Genomic DNA, 16700 nt, shown 5'->3' on the forward strand with positions numbered 1-16700 from the left:
CCGTTGCAACGCAACGGGCTCTGGCCCCAAGTTCCAGAATGACGGTGCCGCCCGTTGGTCGGCACGCCTCACCCCTTGAACCGCAACCCCACGCCCGGTTCGGTGAACAGATAGCGCGAATCCAGCGCCGAATCGCCCAGCTTGTGCCGCAGCTTGCCGACCAGGATGCGCAGGTAGTGCGTGTCGTGCTGGTGGGTCGGCCCCCAGATCTCCTGCAGGATCTGCGGCTGGGTCACCACCCGCCCGGCATTGCGCAGCAGCAGTGACAGCAGCGCGTACTCCTTGCGCGTCAGCGCCACCGGCTCGCCATCGATCGCCACTTCGCGGCGCACCAGGTCCACGTGCAGGTGGCCATCATCGAACACCGGCGGGGTGCCGTCGCTGGGCACGCTGCGGGTACGCAGCAGGGCCCGCACCCGGGCCATCAGCTCCTGCGTGCCGAACGGCTTGGTCACGTAGTCATTGGCGCCGGTATCCAGCGCCCGCACCTTCTCGTCCTCGCCGGCGCGCACGGTCAGCATGATCACCGGCACCTGGCTCCACTGCCGCAGCTGCGCCAGCACCTCATGGCCTTCCATGTCCGGCAGGCCGATATCGAGGATCACCAGGTCCATGTCCTCGCTGGCGGCCATTTCCAGGCCTTCCTGGCCGGTGGCGGCCTGGCGCACCTGGTAGCCCTGCGCGCGCAGGCTGATGTCCAGGAACCGGCGGATCTGGGTTTCATCGTCGATCACCAGCACGCGCGCGGCCGGCACGCTGGCATCAATCGGGGTCGGGCTCATCGTGGGCAGCTGGCTTGAGCAGGGGCAGGGTGATGCGGATCAGGGTACCGCGACCGTCGCGTCCGGGCAGCGCCTGCACGCTGCCGCCGTGGGCGCCGATCATGCCCTGGCAGATGGTCAGGCCCAGGCCGGTGCCGTGGCGGCCGCGGTCGCCGCGCTCGACGCTGTAGAACATGTCGAAGATGCGCGCGCGCTCGTCATCCGGAATGCCGGGGCCGGCATCGATCACGTCGATGCGCAGCTGCCCGTCCCGTTCGCGTGCCTGCACCTGCACCGGCGCATCGGGCGGCGAGAACTTGGCGGCGTTCTCCATCACGTTGAACACCGCCTGTTCCACCAGCGCCGGGTGCACCCAGATCGGCGCCAGCGTGGAAGGAATATCCAGTTCCAGCCTCACCTTGGGCTGGTAGCGCTGCAGGCGCCGCGCGGCCGAGCCAATCAGCTCGTCCACGCCGATCCAGTCGCGGTTGATGGTCAGCCCTTCGTGGCCGAGCCGGGTCATGTCCAGCAGGTTCTGGATGTAGCGGTCCAGGCGCTCGCCTTCGACCAGGATGGTGTCCAGCAGCGCACGCCGGTCGGCCGCGTCCATCGCCGTGCCATAGCTGGCCAGGCTGTCGGCCGAACCGATCATCGCCGCCAGCGGCGAACGCAGGTCGTGCGATACCGAAGACAGCAAAGCCGAGCGCAGCCGCTCGGTCTCATTGCTCACATGCGCCTGCTCCAGCTCGGCCACCAGCCGCGTGCGCAGTGCGGCCTGGGCGATGTCATCGACCATCGCTTCGGCCAGCTGGCGCTGCTCGGGCAGCAGGCGCGCCTGCGCACCGGGCAGGTACAGGCCGGCCACGCCCACGGCGCGGTCCTCGCCATCGAGCAGCGGCAGGAACCACCACTGCGCGCCGGCCAGCGTATCGGTGAAGCGGCCGCTGGGCTGGCCGTGGCGCAGAGCCCAGTCGGCGGCGGCCAGGTCGGTATCGCCGGGCTGGGCGCGGCCGCCGGTGGCGGTGTCGGCGCCAATCCGCAGCCACGCCGGCACGTCCATCGCCTGTTCCAGCGCCTGCCTGCCGGCCTGCGCGACCTCGCCGTTGCCGGCCGCGCTGGCCAGCTGCCGCCCGAGCTGCTGGCGCGCACGCGCATGGCGGTTGGCCGCGCGCAGGGCGATCACCTGCATGCGCAGGCGCGAGGCCAGGCGCCCGGCCACCAGCGCCGCTGCGAGGAACAGGAACACGGTGATTACGCCCTGCCGCGCACCGATGGCGAAGGTGAAACGCGGCGCGATGAACAGGAAGTTGTAGGCCAGGAAGCAGAGGATGGCCGCCATCACCGCCACGCTGGCGCGGGTGCGTGCAGCCACCAGCACCACCGCTACGATGAACACCATCGACAGGTCGGCCATGCCGACCCAGCGTTCGCCCAGCCACGCCACTGCGCAGGCCAGCGCCGTGGCCAACAGCGCCTGCAGCGGCTCGTGGCTGATCCCGCGCATCGGTGGCAGCAGGCCTTCGCGGCGCGCGCGTGCGCGTGCCTGCGGCGTGCTGATGATGGTGATCTCGTAGTGCGCGCCGCGCTGGATCAGCTGCTGGGTCAGCGTGCGGTTGAACATCCGCGCCAGCGGCCGCTCGCGGGTGCGTCCCAGCACCAGGGTCGACACACCGTTGTGCGCGGCATGGTCGAGCAGGGCATCGGCGATGCTCGAGCCATGCAGCAGTTCGGCATCGCCACCCAGCCGCCGGGCCAGTGCGAAGGCGGCATCGATCTCGCGGCGTGTGGCCTCGTCCTGGCGCCGGCCCTGCACGGTCACCACCGTCCACGGTGCGTCACGGCGTTCGGCGATGCGTCGCGCTACCCGCACCAGGTATTCGCTCTGGCCACCGCCATCGATGGCCACCAGCACACCGCGGCGCAGCGGCAGGTTGCCTTCGCCGCGGGCGGCGCGGGTCTCGCGCAGGCTGCTGTCGACCCGGTCGGCCGCTTCCTGCATCGCCAGTTCGCGCAGCGCGGTCAGGTTGGCCGGCGAGAAGAACGCCTGCAGTGCCTGCGCGGCCTGCTCGGGCACGTACACCTTGCCCTGCTGCAGGCGCGCGATCAGCTCGCGCGGCGGCAGGTCCACCAGCACGATGTCGTGCAGGCGGTCGAGCACGCCGTCGGGCACGGTCTCGCTCACCCGTACGCCGGTGATGCGCATCACCACGTCGTTGAGGCTTTCCAGGTGCTGGATGTTGACCGTGGTCCAGACGTCGATGCCGGCGTCCAGCAGCTCCATCACGTCCTGCCAGCGCCGCTCGTGGCGGCTGCCGGGTGCATTGCGATGGGCCAGTTCGTCCACCAGTACCAGCGCGGGATGGCGCTCCAGCACCGCGTCCAGGTCCATCTCCAGCAGCGCATGGCCGTGGTAGGCCACGTCCTTCAGCGGCAGCTGCGGCAGGCCTTCCAGCAGGGCCTGGGTATCCACCCGGCCGTGCGTCTCGACCAGCCCCACCACCAGGTCCGCGCCACGGCGCAGCTGTTCCTGCGCGCGGGTCAGCATGGTGTAGGTCTTGCCTACGCCCGGCGCCGCGCCGAGGAACACGGTCAGCTTGCCGCCGGCCTCGCGCTGCAGGCCTTCCACCAGGGCATCGGCCTGGCGGGTACGCGCATCATTCATCGCCGCTGCTGTCATGGCCGCCATTGTGCGCGCCGCCGGTGCAGGCGGGCATCACGGTGCCTTCGCCGCCTGGTCCAGGGCGAAGTTCAAGGTCACCACGTTCACCCGCGGCTGCCCGAACACGCCCCACTGGCGGCCTTCGGTATGCGCCTGCAGCAGCGCCTGCACGCGTTCCACCGGCAGGCCGCGCGCACGCGCCACGCGGGCCACCTGCACCTGTGCGGCAGCTGGTGACAGCTGCGGGTCCAGGCCGCCGCCGGACTGGGTGACCAGATCGGCCGGCACCTGCGCCGGGCTCACGCCTTCGCGCGCGGCCACCGCGGCGGTGCTGGCGGCCACGCGCTCGGCCAGCGCCGGGTTGCTGCGGGCCAGGTTGGAGCCGGCCGCGGCCATCGGGTCGTAATTGGCCGCCGACGGCCGCGCCTGGAAGTAGCCATCGCCGTTGAACGGCTGCGCCAGCCACGCCGAGCCGCGCACCTGGCCACCGCCATCGCGCAGCAGGCTGCCTTCGGCCTGGGTCGGGTAGCTCAGGCCGGCAAAACCGGTGGCAATGCCAGCGTAGGCCGCACCGGCCAGCAGCAGGGTGGCGACGCCCAGGCCGATCGCCGGGCGCCAGCTGGCATCGTCCTGCAGGCGCGCCACGCGGGCCTCTGCCGGATGTTCGCGGGGCAGGGAAGAAGAAGTGGAGACAGAACGGTTCATGCGCCGAATACCAGGACAAGAAGGAGGTCGATCAGCTTGATTGCCGCGAACGGCAGCAGCACGCCACCGAGGCCGTACACCAGCATGTTCCGGCGCAGCAGCGCGGTTGCCGTGGCCGGGCGGAAGCGCACGCCACGCAGGGCGAGCGGGATCAGGGCGGGAATCACCAGGGCGTTGAAGATCAGCGCCGCCAGCACCGCGTTGCGCGGGCTCGACAGCTGCATCACGTTCAACGCGGCCATGGTCGGAACCGCAGCAGCAAACAGCGCCGGCAGGATCGCGAAGTACTTGGATACGTCGTTGGCCAGCGAGAAGGTGGTCAGCGCGCCGCGGGTGATCAGCTGCTGCTTGCCCACTTCCACCACCGCCAGCAGCTTGGCCGGGTCCGAATCGAGGTCGACCATGTTGCCGGCCTCCTTCGCCGCCTGCGTGCCGGAGTTCATCGCCAGGCCGATGTCGGCCTGGGCCAGCGCCGGCGCATCGTTGGTGCCATCGCCGACCATCGCCACCAGGCGGCCACCGGCCTGTTCCTGGCGGATGCGCGCCAGCTTGTCTTCCGGGCGTGCCTCGGCGATGTAGTCGTCGACGCCGGCTTCGGCGGCAATCGCGGCAGCGGTCAGCGGGTTGTCGCCGGTGATCATCACCGTGCGGATGCCCATCGCCCGCAGCTGCGCGAACTTCTCGCGCATGCCGTGCTTGACCACGTCGGACAGCTCGATCACGCCCAGCACATGGCGGCCCTCGGCCACCACCAGCGGGGTGGCACCGTTGCGCGCCACCTGTTCGACCCGCCCGGCCAGTTCGGCCGGCACCGTGCCGCCCAGACCCTGCACGTGGTTGCGGATCGCATCCAGCGCGCCCTTGCGGATCTGCCGGCCGGGCTCCTGATCAGGCTGGGCCAGGTCGACGCCGGACATGCGGGTCTGTGCACTGAAGGCCAGGTACTGGGCCTGCTCTGGTTCGGCGGTGCTGCAGCCCTGCTCGCGTGCCAGGCGCACGATGGATTTGCCTTCCGGGGTCGGGTCGGCCAGCGAGGACAGCAGCGCCGCTTCGCGCAGCTGGCTGGCATCGATGCCGGCCAACGGGTGGAAGTGGCTGGCCTGGCGGTCGCCGTAGGTGATGGTGCCGGTCTTGTCCAGCAACAGCACGTCGACGTCGCCAGCCACTTCCACCGCCTTGCCCGACTTGGCCAGCACGTTGGCGGCCAGCGCACGGTTCATGCCGGCAATACCGATCGCCGGCAGCAGGCCACCGATGGTGGTCGGGATCAGGCACACCAGCAGCGCGATCAGCAGCAGCGGATCGACCTGGACGCCGACGTAGGCGCCGATCGCCGGCAGGGTCGCCACCACCACCAGGAAGGTCAGCGTCATCGCCGCCAGTAGCAGGGTCAGCGCGACCTCGTTGGGGGTCTTCTGCCGGTTGGCGCCTTCCACCAGCGCGATCATCCGGTCCAGGAAGCTGTGGCCCGGCTCGGCGGTCACCCGCACGATGATCTGGTCGGACAGCACCTTGGTGCCGCCGATCACGCCGGAGCGGTCGGTGCCGGCCTCGCGCAGCACCGGCGCCGATTCACCGGTCACCGCCGCTTCGTTGATGGTGGCCAGGCCCTGCACGATCTCGCCATCGGCCGGCACCAGCTCGCCGGCACTGACGATCACATGGTCGCCCGGGCGCAGCTCCGCAGCGGCCACCCGGGTTTCGGCCGCACCCGGCTGCGGGGCGGCCAGGCGGCGTGCCACCAGGTCCTGGCGGGCACGGCGCAGCGAGGCGGCCTGGCCGCGGCCGCGCGCTTCGGCCACCGCTTCGGCGAAGTTGCCGAACAACACGGTCACCAGCAGGATCGCGGTCACCGCCAGGCCGAAGCCCAGCGGCGCGTTGCCGGTCAGGGTGACGATGGCGGCGACGATCGTGCCGGCCATCACCACCGCCATCACCGGGCTGCGCACCAGGTGCATCGGCGCGAGCTTGCGCACCGCTTCCACCAGTGCACGGCGCAGGCCGGCGGCATCGAGCAGGGCAGGGCGCGGGGCAAGGGAACTGCGGGAAGAACTTGCGTGGGTACTCATCAGGGTGTCCTTAGTGCAGTCCCAGGCTCAGGTGGTCGGCGACGGGGCCGAGGACCAGGGCCGGCATGAACTGCAGCACGGTCAGGATGACGATCACCGAGACCAGGGTCAGGGCGAAGGTCGGGGTTTCGATCTGCAGGCTGCCGGCCGATTCCGGGGCCTGGCGCTTGGCGGCCAGCTGTGCGGCCACCACCAGCGGGATGATCAGCAGCGGGAAGCGGCCCAGCAGCAGCACCAGCGAACAGCTCAGGTTCCACCACACGGTCGCATCGCCCAGACCCTCGAAGCCCGAGCCGTTGTTGGCATAGGCCGAGACGTACTCGTAGAACACCTGGCTGATGCCATGGAAGCCGGGGTTGGAGGTGCCGGCCAGGCCGGGTACGGCCAGCGTGACCGCGGTGAACACCAGTAGGGTGATCGGCTGCAGCAGCACCAGCAGGGCCAGCAGGCGCACCTGCGGAGTTTCCAGCTTGCGGCCGAACAGCTCAGGCGTACGCCCGGTCATCAGCCCGGCCAGGAACACGCCCAGCAGCAGGTAGACGATGAACTGCTGCAGGCCGCAGCCGATGCCGCCCCAGATCGCGCTGACCAGCATGTTGACCATCGCGATGCCACCGCTCAGCGGCGCCAGCGAATCATGCATGCCGTTCACCGAGCCGTTCGACACCTGAGTGGTCACCGCCGCCCACAGCGCGGTGCCATCGGCGCCGAAGCGCACTTCCTTGCCTTCCATCAGCAGCGGGGTGGCCGCGCTGGCGCTGTGGCCCTCGCTCCACATCATCGCGCCGGTGGAGAGCAGCGACATGCCCAGCATGCAGCTGAGCACCAGGACGCCGAAGCGGCGTCGCCCGGTGAACGCACCGATCATGAAGATCACCGCCAGCGGGATCAGCAGGATGCCCACCACCTCCAGCATGTTCGACACCGGGGTCGGGTTCTCCAGCGGGAAACTACTGTTCGGGCCGTACCAGCCGCCACCGTTGGCGCCCAGCTGCTTGGCCGCGACCATTGCCGCCACCGGGCCCAGCGGCAGCTTCTGCTGGGCCATGCCGGCGCTGGCGTCGATCGGCGTGGCCTGCGGTCCGCCGGCCATCGTCGAGGGCACGCCCTGGCTGGTCAGCAGCAGGGTCCAGACCAGGCACAGCGGCAACAGGAAGCGCACGCACAGGCGCACCACGTCCACGTAGTAGTTGCCCACCGGCACCTGGCGGTCGTCACCGGCCGCAGTCTGCGGTGCACGCGCGAACAGCGCACGCAGCGTGGCCACCGCCAGCGCCAGGCCCATCATCGGCGTCACCACCTGCAGGCCGGTGATGCCGGTCATCTGCGAGAGGTAGGACAGCTGCGCCTGGCCCGAATAGTGCTGCTGGTTGGTGTTGGTCAGGAACGAGATCATCGTGTGCAGCGCGGTGTCCCAGCGCATGTTCGGGATCTGGTCCGGGTTCAACGGCAGCCAGGCCTGGGTCATGAACACCGCCTGGGTCAGCACCGCCACCACCACGTTGCTCAGCACGAAGGCCAGCACGTAGCCGCGCCAGGACATCGAGCGCGCGGTATCCACGCCGAACAGCCGGTACAGCGGTTTCTCGATCCAGTGGAACAGCACGTCGGCCTTCATCGGCGTGCCGCGCATCACGCGGGCCAGATACAGGCCCAGCGGCCAGGCCAGCAGCAGGCTGGCGGCAAGAATCACAAGCATCTCAGTCATGGCAGGCTCCGCTCAGAACGACTCGGGCCGCAGCACGACATAAAGAAGATAGGCGGCGGCAACCAGCACCAGCACGCCACAGAACAACGACAGCCAGGGGGACATGGGAATGCGTCCTGGTGGAACCCCTCCACCTCAGGCCGCCATCGTCGTCCTGCCCCCCATAAACGCACTACGCGCCGGATGGGGCCGGCGCGTAAAGAGTGCATAAATTCCGTTGTGGCCGGGGCCTCAACCGCCCGGGGCCATGCCCTTCAGCTCGCGGTAGCGTTGCAGGCTGGCCTCGATCTCGGCCTTCAGCGTGACCTGCTGCTGCTCGAAGCTGGCCTGCAGGCGCTGCTGCGCCTGCAGCTGGGCGTGGCGCTGGCGGATCGCCTCGGCCTGCTTGTCGGCCACTTTGCCGCCGGCCAGCTCGCGATCACCGGCCGTCCCCAGCAGGGTCACCAGCGAATCGCGCAGGCTGCTGACGTTGTAGCGCGCGGTGTTCAGATTGTTGTCGAGCACCTCCTGGCGCTCGTTGAACACCTTGCGCAGTGCATCCTCGCTGCCATAGGTCGACAACATGGCCTGCTCGGTGCGCTGCTTGGTCTGCGCCGCCATCAGGTCCAGCTGGGCCTGCGCCGCCACGGTGGCCGCGGCGGCGCGTTCCTCGTCGGTCAACGCGCGCTGCACCTGCGCATTGCGCATGCCGCTGCTGGCGTTGAACTCCTCGCGGGCGTTGTTGACCGCATTGGCCGGCAGCGAATCGCTGCAGATCCGCTCCTTGCCCTCGTTCCAGCAGTACAGCTTCTTGTCCGGCGTGCCGGACTGGGCCAGCAGGCTGGCCGGCAGCGCCAGCAGCAGGCTGGCGGCAACGATGGCAGGAACTCGGAACATGCGACCTTCCCCTGGGTCAGCGTGCGGAACGGACGCCATACTGGGCGCGATAGGCCTCCAGCGGCTGCCGGTAGCCCACAAGTTCCGGGTTTCCGGAGGCGAAATCAAGCAGATCGGCCAGGGTTGCGACGGCGATCACCGGGATGCCGGCTTCATCGGCAACGGCCTGCGCCGCCGAGCGGTGGTCGGCTTCCGAGGCGATTTCCTGGCGGTCCAGCGCCACCACGATGCCAGCCGGGATGCCGCCGGCAGCGCGGATGATGGCCAGGGCTTCGCGGATGGCGGTGCCGGCGGTGATCACGTCGTCGACGATCAGCACGCGCTTGCCGGTCAGGTCGGCGCCGATCAGCTGGCCGCCCTCACCGTGGTCCTTCACTTCCTTGCGGTTGAACGACAGCGGCAGGTCGCGGCCACGCTGGGCCAGCTCGCAGGCCATCGCGGTGGCCAGCGGGATGCCCTTGTAGGCCGGGCCGAAGACCACGTCGTACTTGATCCCGCTGGCATCGATGGCGTCCGAATAGCAGGCGCCCAGCTGGGACAGCAGCGAGCCGGAGTCGAAACGACCGGCATTGAAGAAATAGGGGCTCAGCCGGCCGGACTTGAGGGTGAACTGGCCGAAGCGCAGGGCATCGGCGGTCAGGGCCAGCTGCAGGAAACGGTGGCGGTGGTCGCTCATCAAAACTCGATTCATCTTCATTTGGAGCACAAATCCTAATCCAGCTGGGCTTTCCGCGCTCGTCCGGCCCCGTGTGCAGGCCCTGCCGGGCCCGGCCGGCCGGCTGCGCGGGCCGCCGGGCAACCGGTATGCTTGCCCGGTTTCCCGCCGTAGGTTCATCTGCATGCGCATCATCAGCTTCAACGCCAATGGCATCCGCTCGGCCGCCACCAAGGGCTTCCTCGACTGGTTCCGGGCCCAGGACGCCGACGTTCTGTGCATCCAGGAAACCAAGGCGCAGGAAGACCAGCTTACCGATCCGATGTTCCGCCCCGACGGCCACCACTGCTTCTACCGCGACGCCATCACCAAGAAGGGCTACAGCGGCGTGGCCATCTACAGCAAGCGCGAGCCGGACCAGGTCATCACCTCGCTGGGCTGGGCCCCGTTCGATGACGAAGGCCGCTACATCGAGGCCCGCTTCGGCAATCTCAGCGTGGTCTCCTTCTATATCCCGTCCGGCAGCTCGGGCGACCTGCGCCAGGGCTTCAAGTTCGAAGTGATGGAATGGCTGCGGCCGATCCTGGAAGAGTGGGCGCGCAGCGGCCGCGACTATGTCCTGTGCGGCGACTGGAACATCGTCCGCTCGGCGCTGGACATCAGGAACTGGAAGTCCAACCAGAAGAATTCCGGCTGCCTGCCCGAGGAGCGCGACTGGCTCAACGGCCTGTGCGCCGACCACGGCCAGGCCACCGACGTGGCCACCGGCCGCGGCTGGGCCGATGCCTACCGCCTGCTGCACCCCACCGGCGAGGACTACACCTGGTGGAGCAACCGCGGCGCCGCCCGCGCCAACAACGTCGGTTGGCGCATCGATTACCAGTTCATCACCCCCGGCCTGCGTGACCGCCTGCGCAGCTGCTCGATCTACCGCGACGAGCGCTTCTCCGACCACGCCCCGTTCACCGTGGACTACGACCTGTGAGCGACGCCGCTGCAAAGCCCAGCTACAAAGGCTGGGCCGGGATCAAGCGCGCCTTCGGCACGCCCTCGGCCCTGACCATGGCCCTGCTGGGCTTCGGCAGCGGCCTGCCGTTCCTGCTGATCGCCTCGCAGACGCTTTCAACCCGCCTGCGTGATGTCGGCCTGGACCTGGGCAGCATCGGCCTGATCAGCCTGGCCAGCTTCTTCTACCTGCTCAAGTTCGTGTGGGCCCCGCTGCTGGACCGCTACGCGTTCCCGTTGCTGGCGTTCCTCGGCCGCCGCCGCTCCTGGCTGCTGCTGTCGCAGGTGGCCGTGCTGATCGGCCTGGTCGCGCTGGCCTTTGTCCGCCCCGAACAGGGCGTCTGGCCGCTGGTGGCCTGGGTGCTGGTGGCGTCCTTCGCCGGTGCCACCCAGGATTCGGTGGTCGATGCCTACCGCATCGAGATCGCCCCGGAAACCGCGCAGGCCGCGCTGGCGGCCACCTACACCCTGGGCTACCGCATCGGCCTGATCCTGGCCGGTGCCGGCGCGCTCTACCTGGCCCAGTTCGAAGGCTGGATCGTCGCCTACCTGGCCATGGCCGGGCTGATGCTGCTGCCGATCATCACTACCCTGCTGTGCCGTGAGCCGGACCGCCCCGCGCAGGCCGTGCAGCGCCGCATCGATGTGGCCGAAGCCTTCGTGCAGCCGATCACCAGCTTCTTCACCCGCAACGGCATCGCCCTGGCGCTGGGCCTGCTCGCCTTCGTCGGCCTGTTCAAGTTCCCCGACCAGGTCATCGGCGTGATGGCGGGTCCTTTCTACCTGGATTCGGGCTTCGACAAGGCCGACATCGCCACCGTCTCCAAGCTGTTCGGCGTCTGGATGGGCATCGGCGGCGCCTTCCTCGGCGGCATCGCCGTGGCCGCCTTCGGCTTCCGCCGCATGCTGCTGGTGGCGGCGCTGGGCGTGGCCCTGTCCAACCTCGCCTTCCTGCTGATGGCGCACAACCCGGGCCAGCTGTGGGCGTTCTACGCCGCGCTCAGCGCCGACAACCTGTTCCAGGGCTTCGCCGGCACCGTGCTGGTGGCCTTCATGTCCTCGCTCACCGACCGCAACTTCACCGCCACCCAGTACGCCCTGCTGGTGTCGCTGGCCAACCTGCCCGGCAAGTTCGTCGGCGGCGTGTCCGGCTACATCGTCGAGGCCACCTCCTACAGCACCTTCTTCATGCTCAGCGCGGTCACTGTAGTACCGACCCTGCTGCTGCTGGCCTGGCTGTGGCCGCGCATCCACGACCGCAGCGCCCCCGCCCCCTGATTGCCTGACTGCGCAACCTGCGGGATGATCGCCGCAGACGCGCCGAGGGGGCGGTGCCTTGCGAACGGGGGAGTGAGCATGGCCGATGTAGTGCTGCGGGACGTGGACCCGCTGACGTTTGAACGTATCCGAAGGGTGGCCGTGGCGCGCGGCTGGACCCACGAGCAGGCCTGTTCTGTGCTGCTTGAACAGGGCCTGCTGAGCAGCGAGCTGGAGGTCCGCTCCGGCTTCGGCGATCCCGAAGTGGACGCCCTGTCAGCGGCGATCGCCGCCCTGCATGCGATGCCGGCGGGGCAGGGCTTCGATTGATCTGATACCGCGTCGCCGGGCACGGCCCGGCGCTACCGGTGGTTGCCGGGATTCCTCGCCGCCGGGCATGGCCCGGCGCTACCGGTGGTTGCCGGGATTCCTCGCCGCCGGGCACGGCCCGGCGCTACCGGGATGGTGTCGACGGGGTAGCGCCGGGCCATGCCCGGCGGGTGGCGCGATCTCACGCCAGATGGATCGCCCCGAGAATCCGCGGCCCCTGTGCCCCGGTCACGCTCGGCAGGTTGCCGGCCAGCCCATCCATCGTCCGCTGTGCCAGCCAGGCAAAGCCCATCGCCTCCACATACTCCGGGTCCAGCCCATGCACGGCGCTGGATTCCACCGCCACGCCCGGCAGCAGTGCCGCCAGCCGGTGCATCAGCTGCCGGTTGTGCACGCCACCGCCGCAGACCAGCACCCGGCGGGTCTCCGGCTGCTGGGCCAGCAATGCATCGGCCACGGTCACCGCGGTCAGTTCCAGCAGGGTGGCCTGCACATCGGCGGCGGCGTACTCGCCTTCGCCCATGCGCGCCTCGGCCCAGGCCAGGTGGAACTGCTCGCGGCCGGTGCTCTTGGGCGGCGGCAGCGCGAACCACGGGTCCGCACGCCAGCTGGCCAGCAGCGGTGCATCCACCGCACCACTGGCCGCATAGGCCCCGTCGGCGTCGAAGGTGCGGCCGGTATGGCGCTGGCACCAGGCATCCATCAGCGCATTGGCCGGGCCGGTGTCGAAGCCGCGCGGCACGCCCTGCCGGGGGATCAGGGTCAGGTTGCCGATGCCACCCAGGTTGAGGACCGCGCGGTCCTCGCCGGCCGTGCCCAGCATCGCCAGGTGGAAGGCCGGCATCAACGGCGCCCCATGGCCGCCAGCGGCCACGTCGCGGCGGCGGAAATCGGCCACCGTGGTGATCCCGGTCAGTTCGGCAATGCGGTTGCCATCGCCCAGCTGCACGGTGAAGGCGGGGTCGGCCAGCGGCCGGTGGCGCACGGTCTGCCCGTGCGAGCCGATCGCCCGCACCTGGCGGCGGTCTACGCCGGCCTCGTCCAGCAGCTGGTTGGCGGCGGCGGCGAAGTTGATCGCGATGCGCGCATCCAGTTCGCCCAGCTCTTCCAGCGACTCCAGCGGACCGCCTTCGCCCAGCGCCACCAGCCGTGCGCGCAGCACCGGCTCCCAGCGGGCGGTCAGGCCACGCACGAAGCGGCAGCCGCCGCTGGCGGGGAACTGCACCAGCGCGGCATCGATGCCGTCGGCGCTGGTGCCGGACATCAGGCCAAGGTAGAGCGGGGCATCAACGTCGACGGTCGTGTTCATGGCGGGCATAAAAAAAGGACGCGGCAAGCTTGGGCTGCCGCGTCCTTCCTCGTCAACGCAGCGCGGGTCAGCCGCGCTTGTGGCCGTCGGCCGGCTTGGCCTTGGCGCTGGCCACCTCGGTCGAAGGGGCGGCCTCGCGGCTGCTCGGGGCCGGGCTGGCCTCGGCGTAGATCAGCTTCTCCATGCCCTGGATACGGGCCATGGCCGGTGCGGTCTGCGCCCGGAAGGCCACCAGCTCGGCGCCCTTCAGCGGTTCCGGCGGCGGCATGGTCACCGTCAGCGGATTGCGGTGCTCGCCGTTCACGCGGAATTCGTAGTGCAGGTGCGGGCCGGTGGCCAGGCCGGTCGAACCGACATAGCCGATCACCGTGCCCTGCGCCACGCGCTGGCCGGTCTTGATGTTGGCAAAGCGCGACATGTGCCCGTACAGGGTGGTGTGGCCGCGGCCGTGGTCGAGGATGACCACGTTGCCGTAGCCGCGCTGCACACCGGCGAACTGCACGCGCGCATCGCCGGCGGCCATGATCGGCGTACCGGTACGCGCGGCGTAGTCCACGCCCTTGTGCATGCGCATCTTGCCCAGCACCGGGTGCTTGCGCGCGCCGAACGTCGAGCTCAGCCGCGCGAACGGGATCGGCATGCGGATGAAGCTCTTCTTCAGCGAACGACCGTTGATGTCGTAGTACTCGGATTTGCCGCCGCGCTCGAAGCGGAAGCCCGAATAGGTCTTGCCGCCGGTGGTGAAGGTCGCCGCCAGGATCTTGCTGGTATCGACCTTCTCGCCTTCGCGCCAGGTCTCGTCCATCACCACGCTGAAGCGGTCGCCCGGCTGCAGGTCCTTGGAGAAGTCGATGTCGTACTTGAAGATGTCGTCGGTCATCGTCGCGATCGCCGACGGCGACAGACCGGCCCGGCGGGCCGCGGCATACAGCGAGCTGGTGATCTCGCCGCTGGTGACTACCGTGCGCGTGGAGGTCTCGCGCTTGGTCACCTTTTCCTTGATGTCATCGCCGGCCAGGCTCAGTTCCACCCGGTTGTCGCCATCGCGGTCGAAGCGGATGCTGCGCAGGTCGCCCGAGAGCGGCATGTCGAAGGCGATCTCGGCGCCGGGGCGCAGCTTGGTCAGCGATTCACGCGCGCCCGGATGGTCCAGCACGCGGTGCAGGGTGGTGGCGGGGATGCCGGCCTGGTCGAACAGGTCGCTCAGGGTCTGCCCGCGCTGCACCCGCAGCACCTGCCAGCTGTCGCCCGGGGTCTGCTGCTGGCGGGCCAGCGACAGCGGCGGCAAGGGCAGGGCCAGGCTGGTGTGGCTTTCGGCGTAGGGCGAATCGATGGTGTGCGAGAAACCCGGCACGATCGTCGCCACCAGGGCGCCGATCGTGGCGAACAGGCTCGCGTGCACCCAATGGCGACGCGTCCAGCGTTCATTGAATGCGGCGGGGAGGTGCTGCCTGAGCTTCCGGTGCAGGGCGTTGTCGTGCAGGACGTGGAGACGTTCCTGGAAGCGCTGCTTGCGTGCGCGCCCTTGTTCGGAATTTTGCATCAGTGGTTTTTTCCTGCGGCCCGGGAGCGCGGGCCTGATCGCCGGTTACCATAGTCACCTGAGAAAACCGCGTCAAACCCTTGTGCCTATTGGCTTTTGTGAAGCCGGATGGGTTAACTTGGCGTTAACACCCCACACAAGAAACGGCATAGCCGGGAGTAGTCACCGTGTCCTCGATTGAAGAAGCCCTTGCCCTGATCGGCCGTGGTGCCGACGAGATCCTCAAGATCGAGGATCTGCGTGCGCGCCTGCAGGAAGGCCGTCCGCTGCGGATCAAGGCTGGCTTCGACCCCACCGCGCCCGACCTGCACCTGGGCCACACCGTGCTGCTGAACAAGCTGCGCCAGTTCCAGGACCTTGGCCACCAGGTCATTTTCCTGATCGGCGACTTCACTGGCATGATCGGCGACCCGTCCGGCAAGAGCCTGACCCGCAAGCCGCTCAGCCGCGAGGACGTGCTGGCCAACGCCCGTACCTATGAGGAGCAGGTCTTCAAGGTGCTGGACCGCGACAAGACCCAGGTGCGCTTCAACTCGGAGTGGTTCAGCACGATGGGCGCGGCCGACATGATCCGCCTGGCCAGCCAGCACACCGTGGCCCGCATGCTCGAGCGCGACGATTTCGCCAAGCGCTACGGCGCCCAGCAGTCCATCGCCATCCACGAGTTCCTGTACCCGCTGGTGCAGGGCTACGACTCGGTGGCCCTGGAAGCGGACGTCGAGCTCGGCGGTACCGACCAGAAGTTCAACCTGCTGATGGGCCGCGGCCTGCAGGAACACCACGGCCAGAAGCCGCAGGTGGTGCTGACCATGCCGCTGCTGGAAGGCCTGGACGGCGTCAACAAGATGTCCAAGTCGCTGGGCAACTACATTGGTATCAGTGAACCGGCCATCGAGATCGTCACCAAGACCATGAAGGTCGATGACACCCTGATGTGGCGCTGGATCGAGCTGCTGTCCTTCGATATCGGCCAGGCCGAAGCGGTTTCGCTGCGTGAAGAGGTCGCCGCCGGCAATCTCAACCCGCGCGTGGTCAAGCTGCGCCTGGCACGTGAGCTGGCAACCCGCTTCCACGACGCCGCGGCGGCCGATCAGGCCATTGCCGGCTGGGAAGCGGCCGTGACCGGGCAGGGCGACATCACCCAGCTGCCGCTGCAGGAGCTGGCCATTCCCGCCGAAGGCCTGCGTATTGCCGCACTGCTGACTGCTGCCGGCCTGACCCCGAGCAACTCCGAAGCCAACCGCAAGCTCAAGGAGCGCGCGGTCAAGGTGGACGGTGAAGTGGTCGAGGACGGACAGCAGGTACTGCAGCCGGGCTTCGAAGGCCTGCTGCAGGTGGGCAAGCGCACCTTCGCCCGCGTGCGCCTGGTCGCTGCCTGACACCGTCTCATAGAGATGTAGAGCCGAGTCCATGCTCGGCTGCTCTTAGCGGTATGCCTTCATGGGCGCGACCAATCACGCGACGGATGAACGGATGCAGCATCCGTTGAAAAAAATCGACACACCCCCTTCACAAACCCTGTGGATGGGGGCATACTTCTCTTCCCCCGTCGCAGGGGTCGCCACCAAGGGGCTTCAGCGACAACAGGGCGCCCACCACCGCCGAACGAGATGATCGAACGAAGGTGTTGACGGACTGAAAAAGTCTGGCATAATGGGCGGCTCGCTACGAAGGAAACTTCGCAGCACGCGGGAATGGCGCTGAGGCCACTTCCCCTGATCTTTGAAAGTATGCGCAGGTATCTTGTGAAGGCGCCTGCAGGAAGGATGATTGTCCATCTTGCAGACGTTTGATCAAGCAACTATTAATTGTTTTAAAGCAAG

General features: G+C 68.7%; 14 protein-coding genes. 4 read left to right on the forward strand and 10 right to left on the reverse strand.

Annotated features, from left to right (window positions below; translation table 11 throughout):
• Window positions 1–68: 68 nt before the first annotated feature.
• From FJU31_RS17960 to pyrE, 8 genes are all read right to left on the reverse strand, one after another.
• A complete protein-coding gene (locus FJU31_RS17960; protein WP_108767474.1) occupies window positions 69–782 on the reverse strand; it encodes a response regulator transcription factor in 714 nt (237 codons plus the stop codon).
• A complete protein-coding gene (locus tag FJU31_RS17965; protein WP_150455948.1) occupies window positions 763–3423 on the reverse strand; it encodes a sensor histidine kinase in 2661 nt (886 codons plus the stop codon). Before FJU31_RS17965 ends, FJU31_RS17960 begins: the two co-directional genes overlap by 20 nt.
• Window positions 3424–3474: 51 nt before the next feature.
• The gene (gene kdpC, locus FJU31_RS17970) at window positions 3475–4125 is read right to left on the reverse strand and encodes a potassium-transporting ATPase subunit KdpC (protein WP_150455949.1); all 651 of its coding nucleotides are present in this window, start codon (window positions 4123–4125) and stop codon (window positions 3475–3477) included.
• Window positions 4122–6194, reverse strand: coding sequence for a potassium-transporting ATPase subunit KdpB (gene kdpB / locus FJU31_RS17975; RefSeq protein WP_150455950.1), 2073 nt, complete (start codon window positions 6192–6194; stop codon window positions 4122–4124). Before kdpB ends, kdpC begins: the two co-directional genes overlap by 4 nt.
• A 10-nt stretch (window positions 6195–6204) precedes the next feature.
• The gene (gene kdpA / locus FJU31_RS17980; protein ID WP_150455951.1) at window positions 6205–7902 is read right to left on the reverse strand and encodes a potassium-transporting ATPase subunit KdpA; all 1698 of its coding nucleotides are present in this window, start codon (window positions 7900–7902) and stop codon (window positions 6205–6207) included.
• Between the two features lie 12 nt (window positions 7903–7914).
• Window positions 7915–8007, reverse strand: coding sequence for a potassium-transporting ATPase subunit F (locus FJU31_RS17985; protein ID WP_079225483.1), 93 nt, complete (start codon window positions 8005–8007; stop codon window positions 7915–7917).
• 126 nt (window positions 8008–8133) lie between these two features.
• Window positions 8134–8778, reverse strand: coding sequence for a hypothetical protein (locus FJU31_RS17990; RefSeq protein ID WP_150455952.1), 645 nt, complete (start codon window positions 8776–8778; stop codon window positions 8134–8136).
• Between the two features lie 16 nt (window positions 8779–8794).
• A complete protein-coding gene (gene pyrE / locus FJU31_RS17995) occupies window positions 8795–9454 on the reverse strand; it encodes an orotate phosphoribosyltransferase (protein ID WP_150455953.1) in 660 nt (219 codons plus the stop codon).
• Window positions 9455–9617: 163 nt separating this feature from the next.
• Here pyrE and FJU31_RS18000 point away from each other — a divergent pair, with 163 nt between their 5' ends.
• From FJU31_RS18000 to FJU31_RS18010, 3 genes are all read left to right on the forward strand, one after another.
• On the forward strand, window positions 9618–10418 hold the full coding sequence (locus FJU31_RS18000) for an exodeoxyribonuclease III (protein ID WP_150455954.1): 801 nt from the start codon (window positions 9618–9620) through the stop codon (window positions 10416–10418).
• Complete coding sequence (locus tag FJU31_RS18005) at window positions 10415–11716, forward strand: AmpG family muropeptide MFS transporter (protein ID WP_150455955.1); 1302 nt, start codon at window positions 10415–10417, stop codon at window positions 11714–11716. Before FJU31_RS18000 ends, FJU31_RS18005 begins: the two co-directional genes overlap by 4 nt.
• 78 nt (window positions 11717–11794) lie before the next feature.
• The gene (locus FJU31_RS18010; protein ID WP_150455956.1) at window positions 11795–12025 is read left to right on the forward strand and encodes a hypothetical protein; all 231 of its coding nucleotides are present in this window, start codon (window positions 11795–11797) and stop codon (window positions 12023–12025) included.
• Window positions 12026–12206: 181 nt separating this feature from the next.
• Here FJU31_RS18010 and FJU31_RS18015 read toward each other — a convergent pair whose 3' ends face one another.
• Together FJU31_RS18015 and FJU31_RS18020 are read right to left on the reverse strand one after the other, a co-directional pair.
• Entirely contained in the window at window positions 12207–13334 is a 1128-nt protein-coding gene (locus FJU31_RS18015) for an anhydro-N-acetylmuramic acid kinase (protein WP_150455957.1), read from the reverse strand.
• Between the two features lie 67 nt (window positions 13335–13401).
• Window positions 13402–14877, reverse strand: coding sequence for a M23 family metallopeptidase (locus FJU31_RS18020; RefSeq protein WP_150455958.1), 1476 nt, complete (start codon window positions 14875–14877; stop codon window positions 13402–13404).
• 167 nt (window positions 14878–15044) lie between these two features.
• Between FJU31_RS18020 and tyrS the strand changes: the two genes are divergently transcribed.
• Window positions 15045–16256: a tyrosine--tRNA ligase gene (gene tyrS / locus FJU31_RS18025; RefSeq protein WP_150455959.1), complete on the forward strand. Its 1212-nt coding sequence runs from the start codon at window positions 15045–15047 to the stop codon at window positions 16254–16256.
• Window positions 16257–16700 lie beyond the last annotated feature (444 nt).

This window comes from Stenotrophomonas cyclobalanopsidis (assembly GCF_008710035.1).
GTDB classification, from domain to species: domain Bacteria; phylum Pseudomonadota; class Gammaproteobacteria; order Xanthomonadales; family Xanthomonadaceae; genus Stenotrophomonas; species Stenotrophomonas cyclobalanopsidis.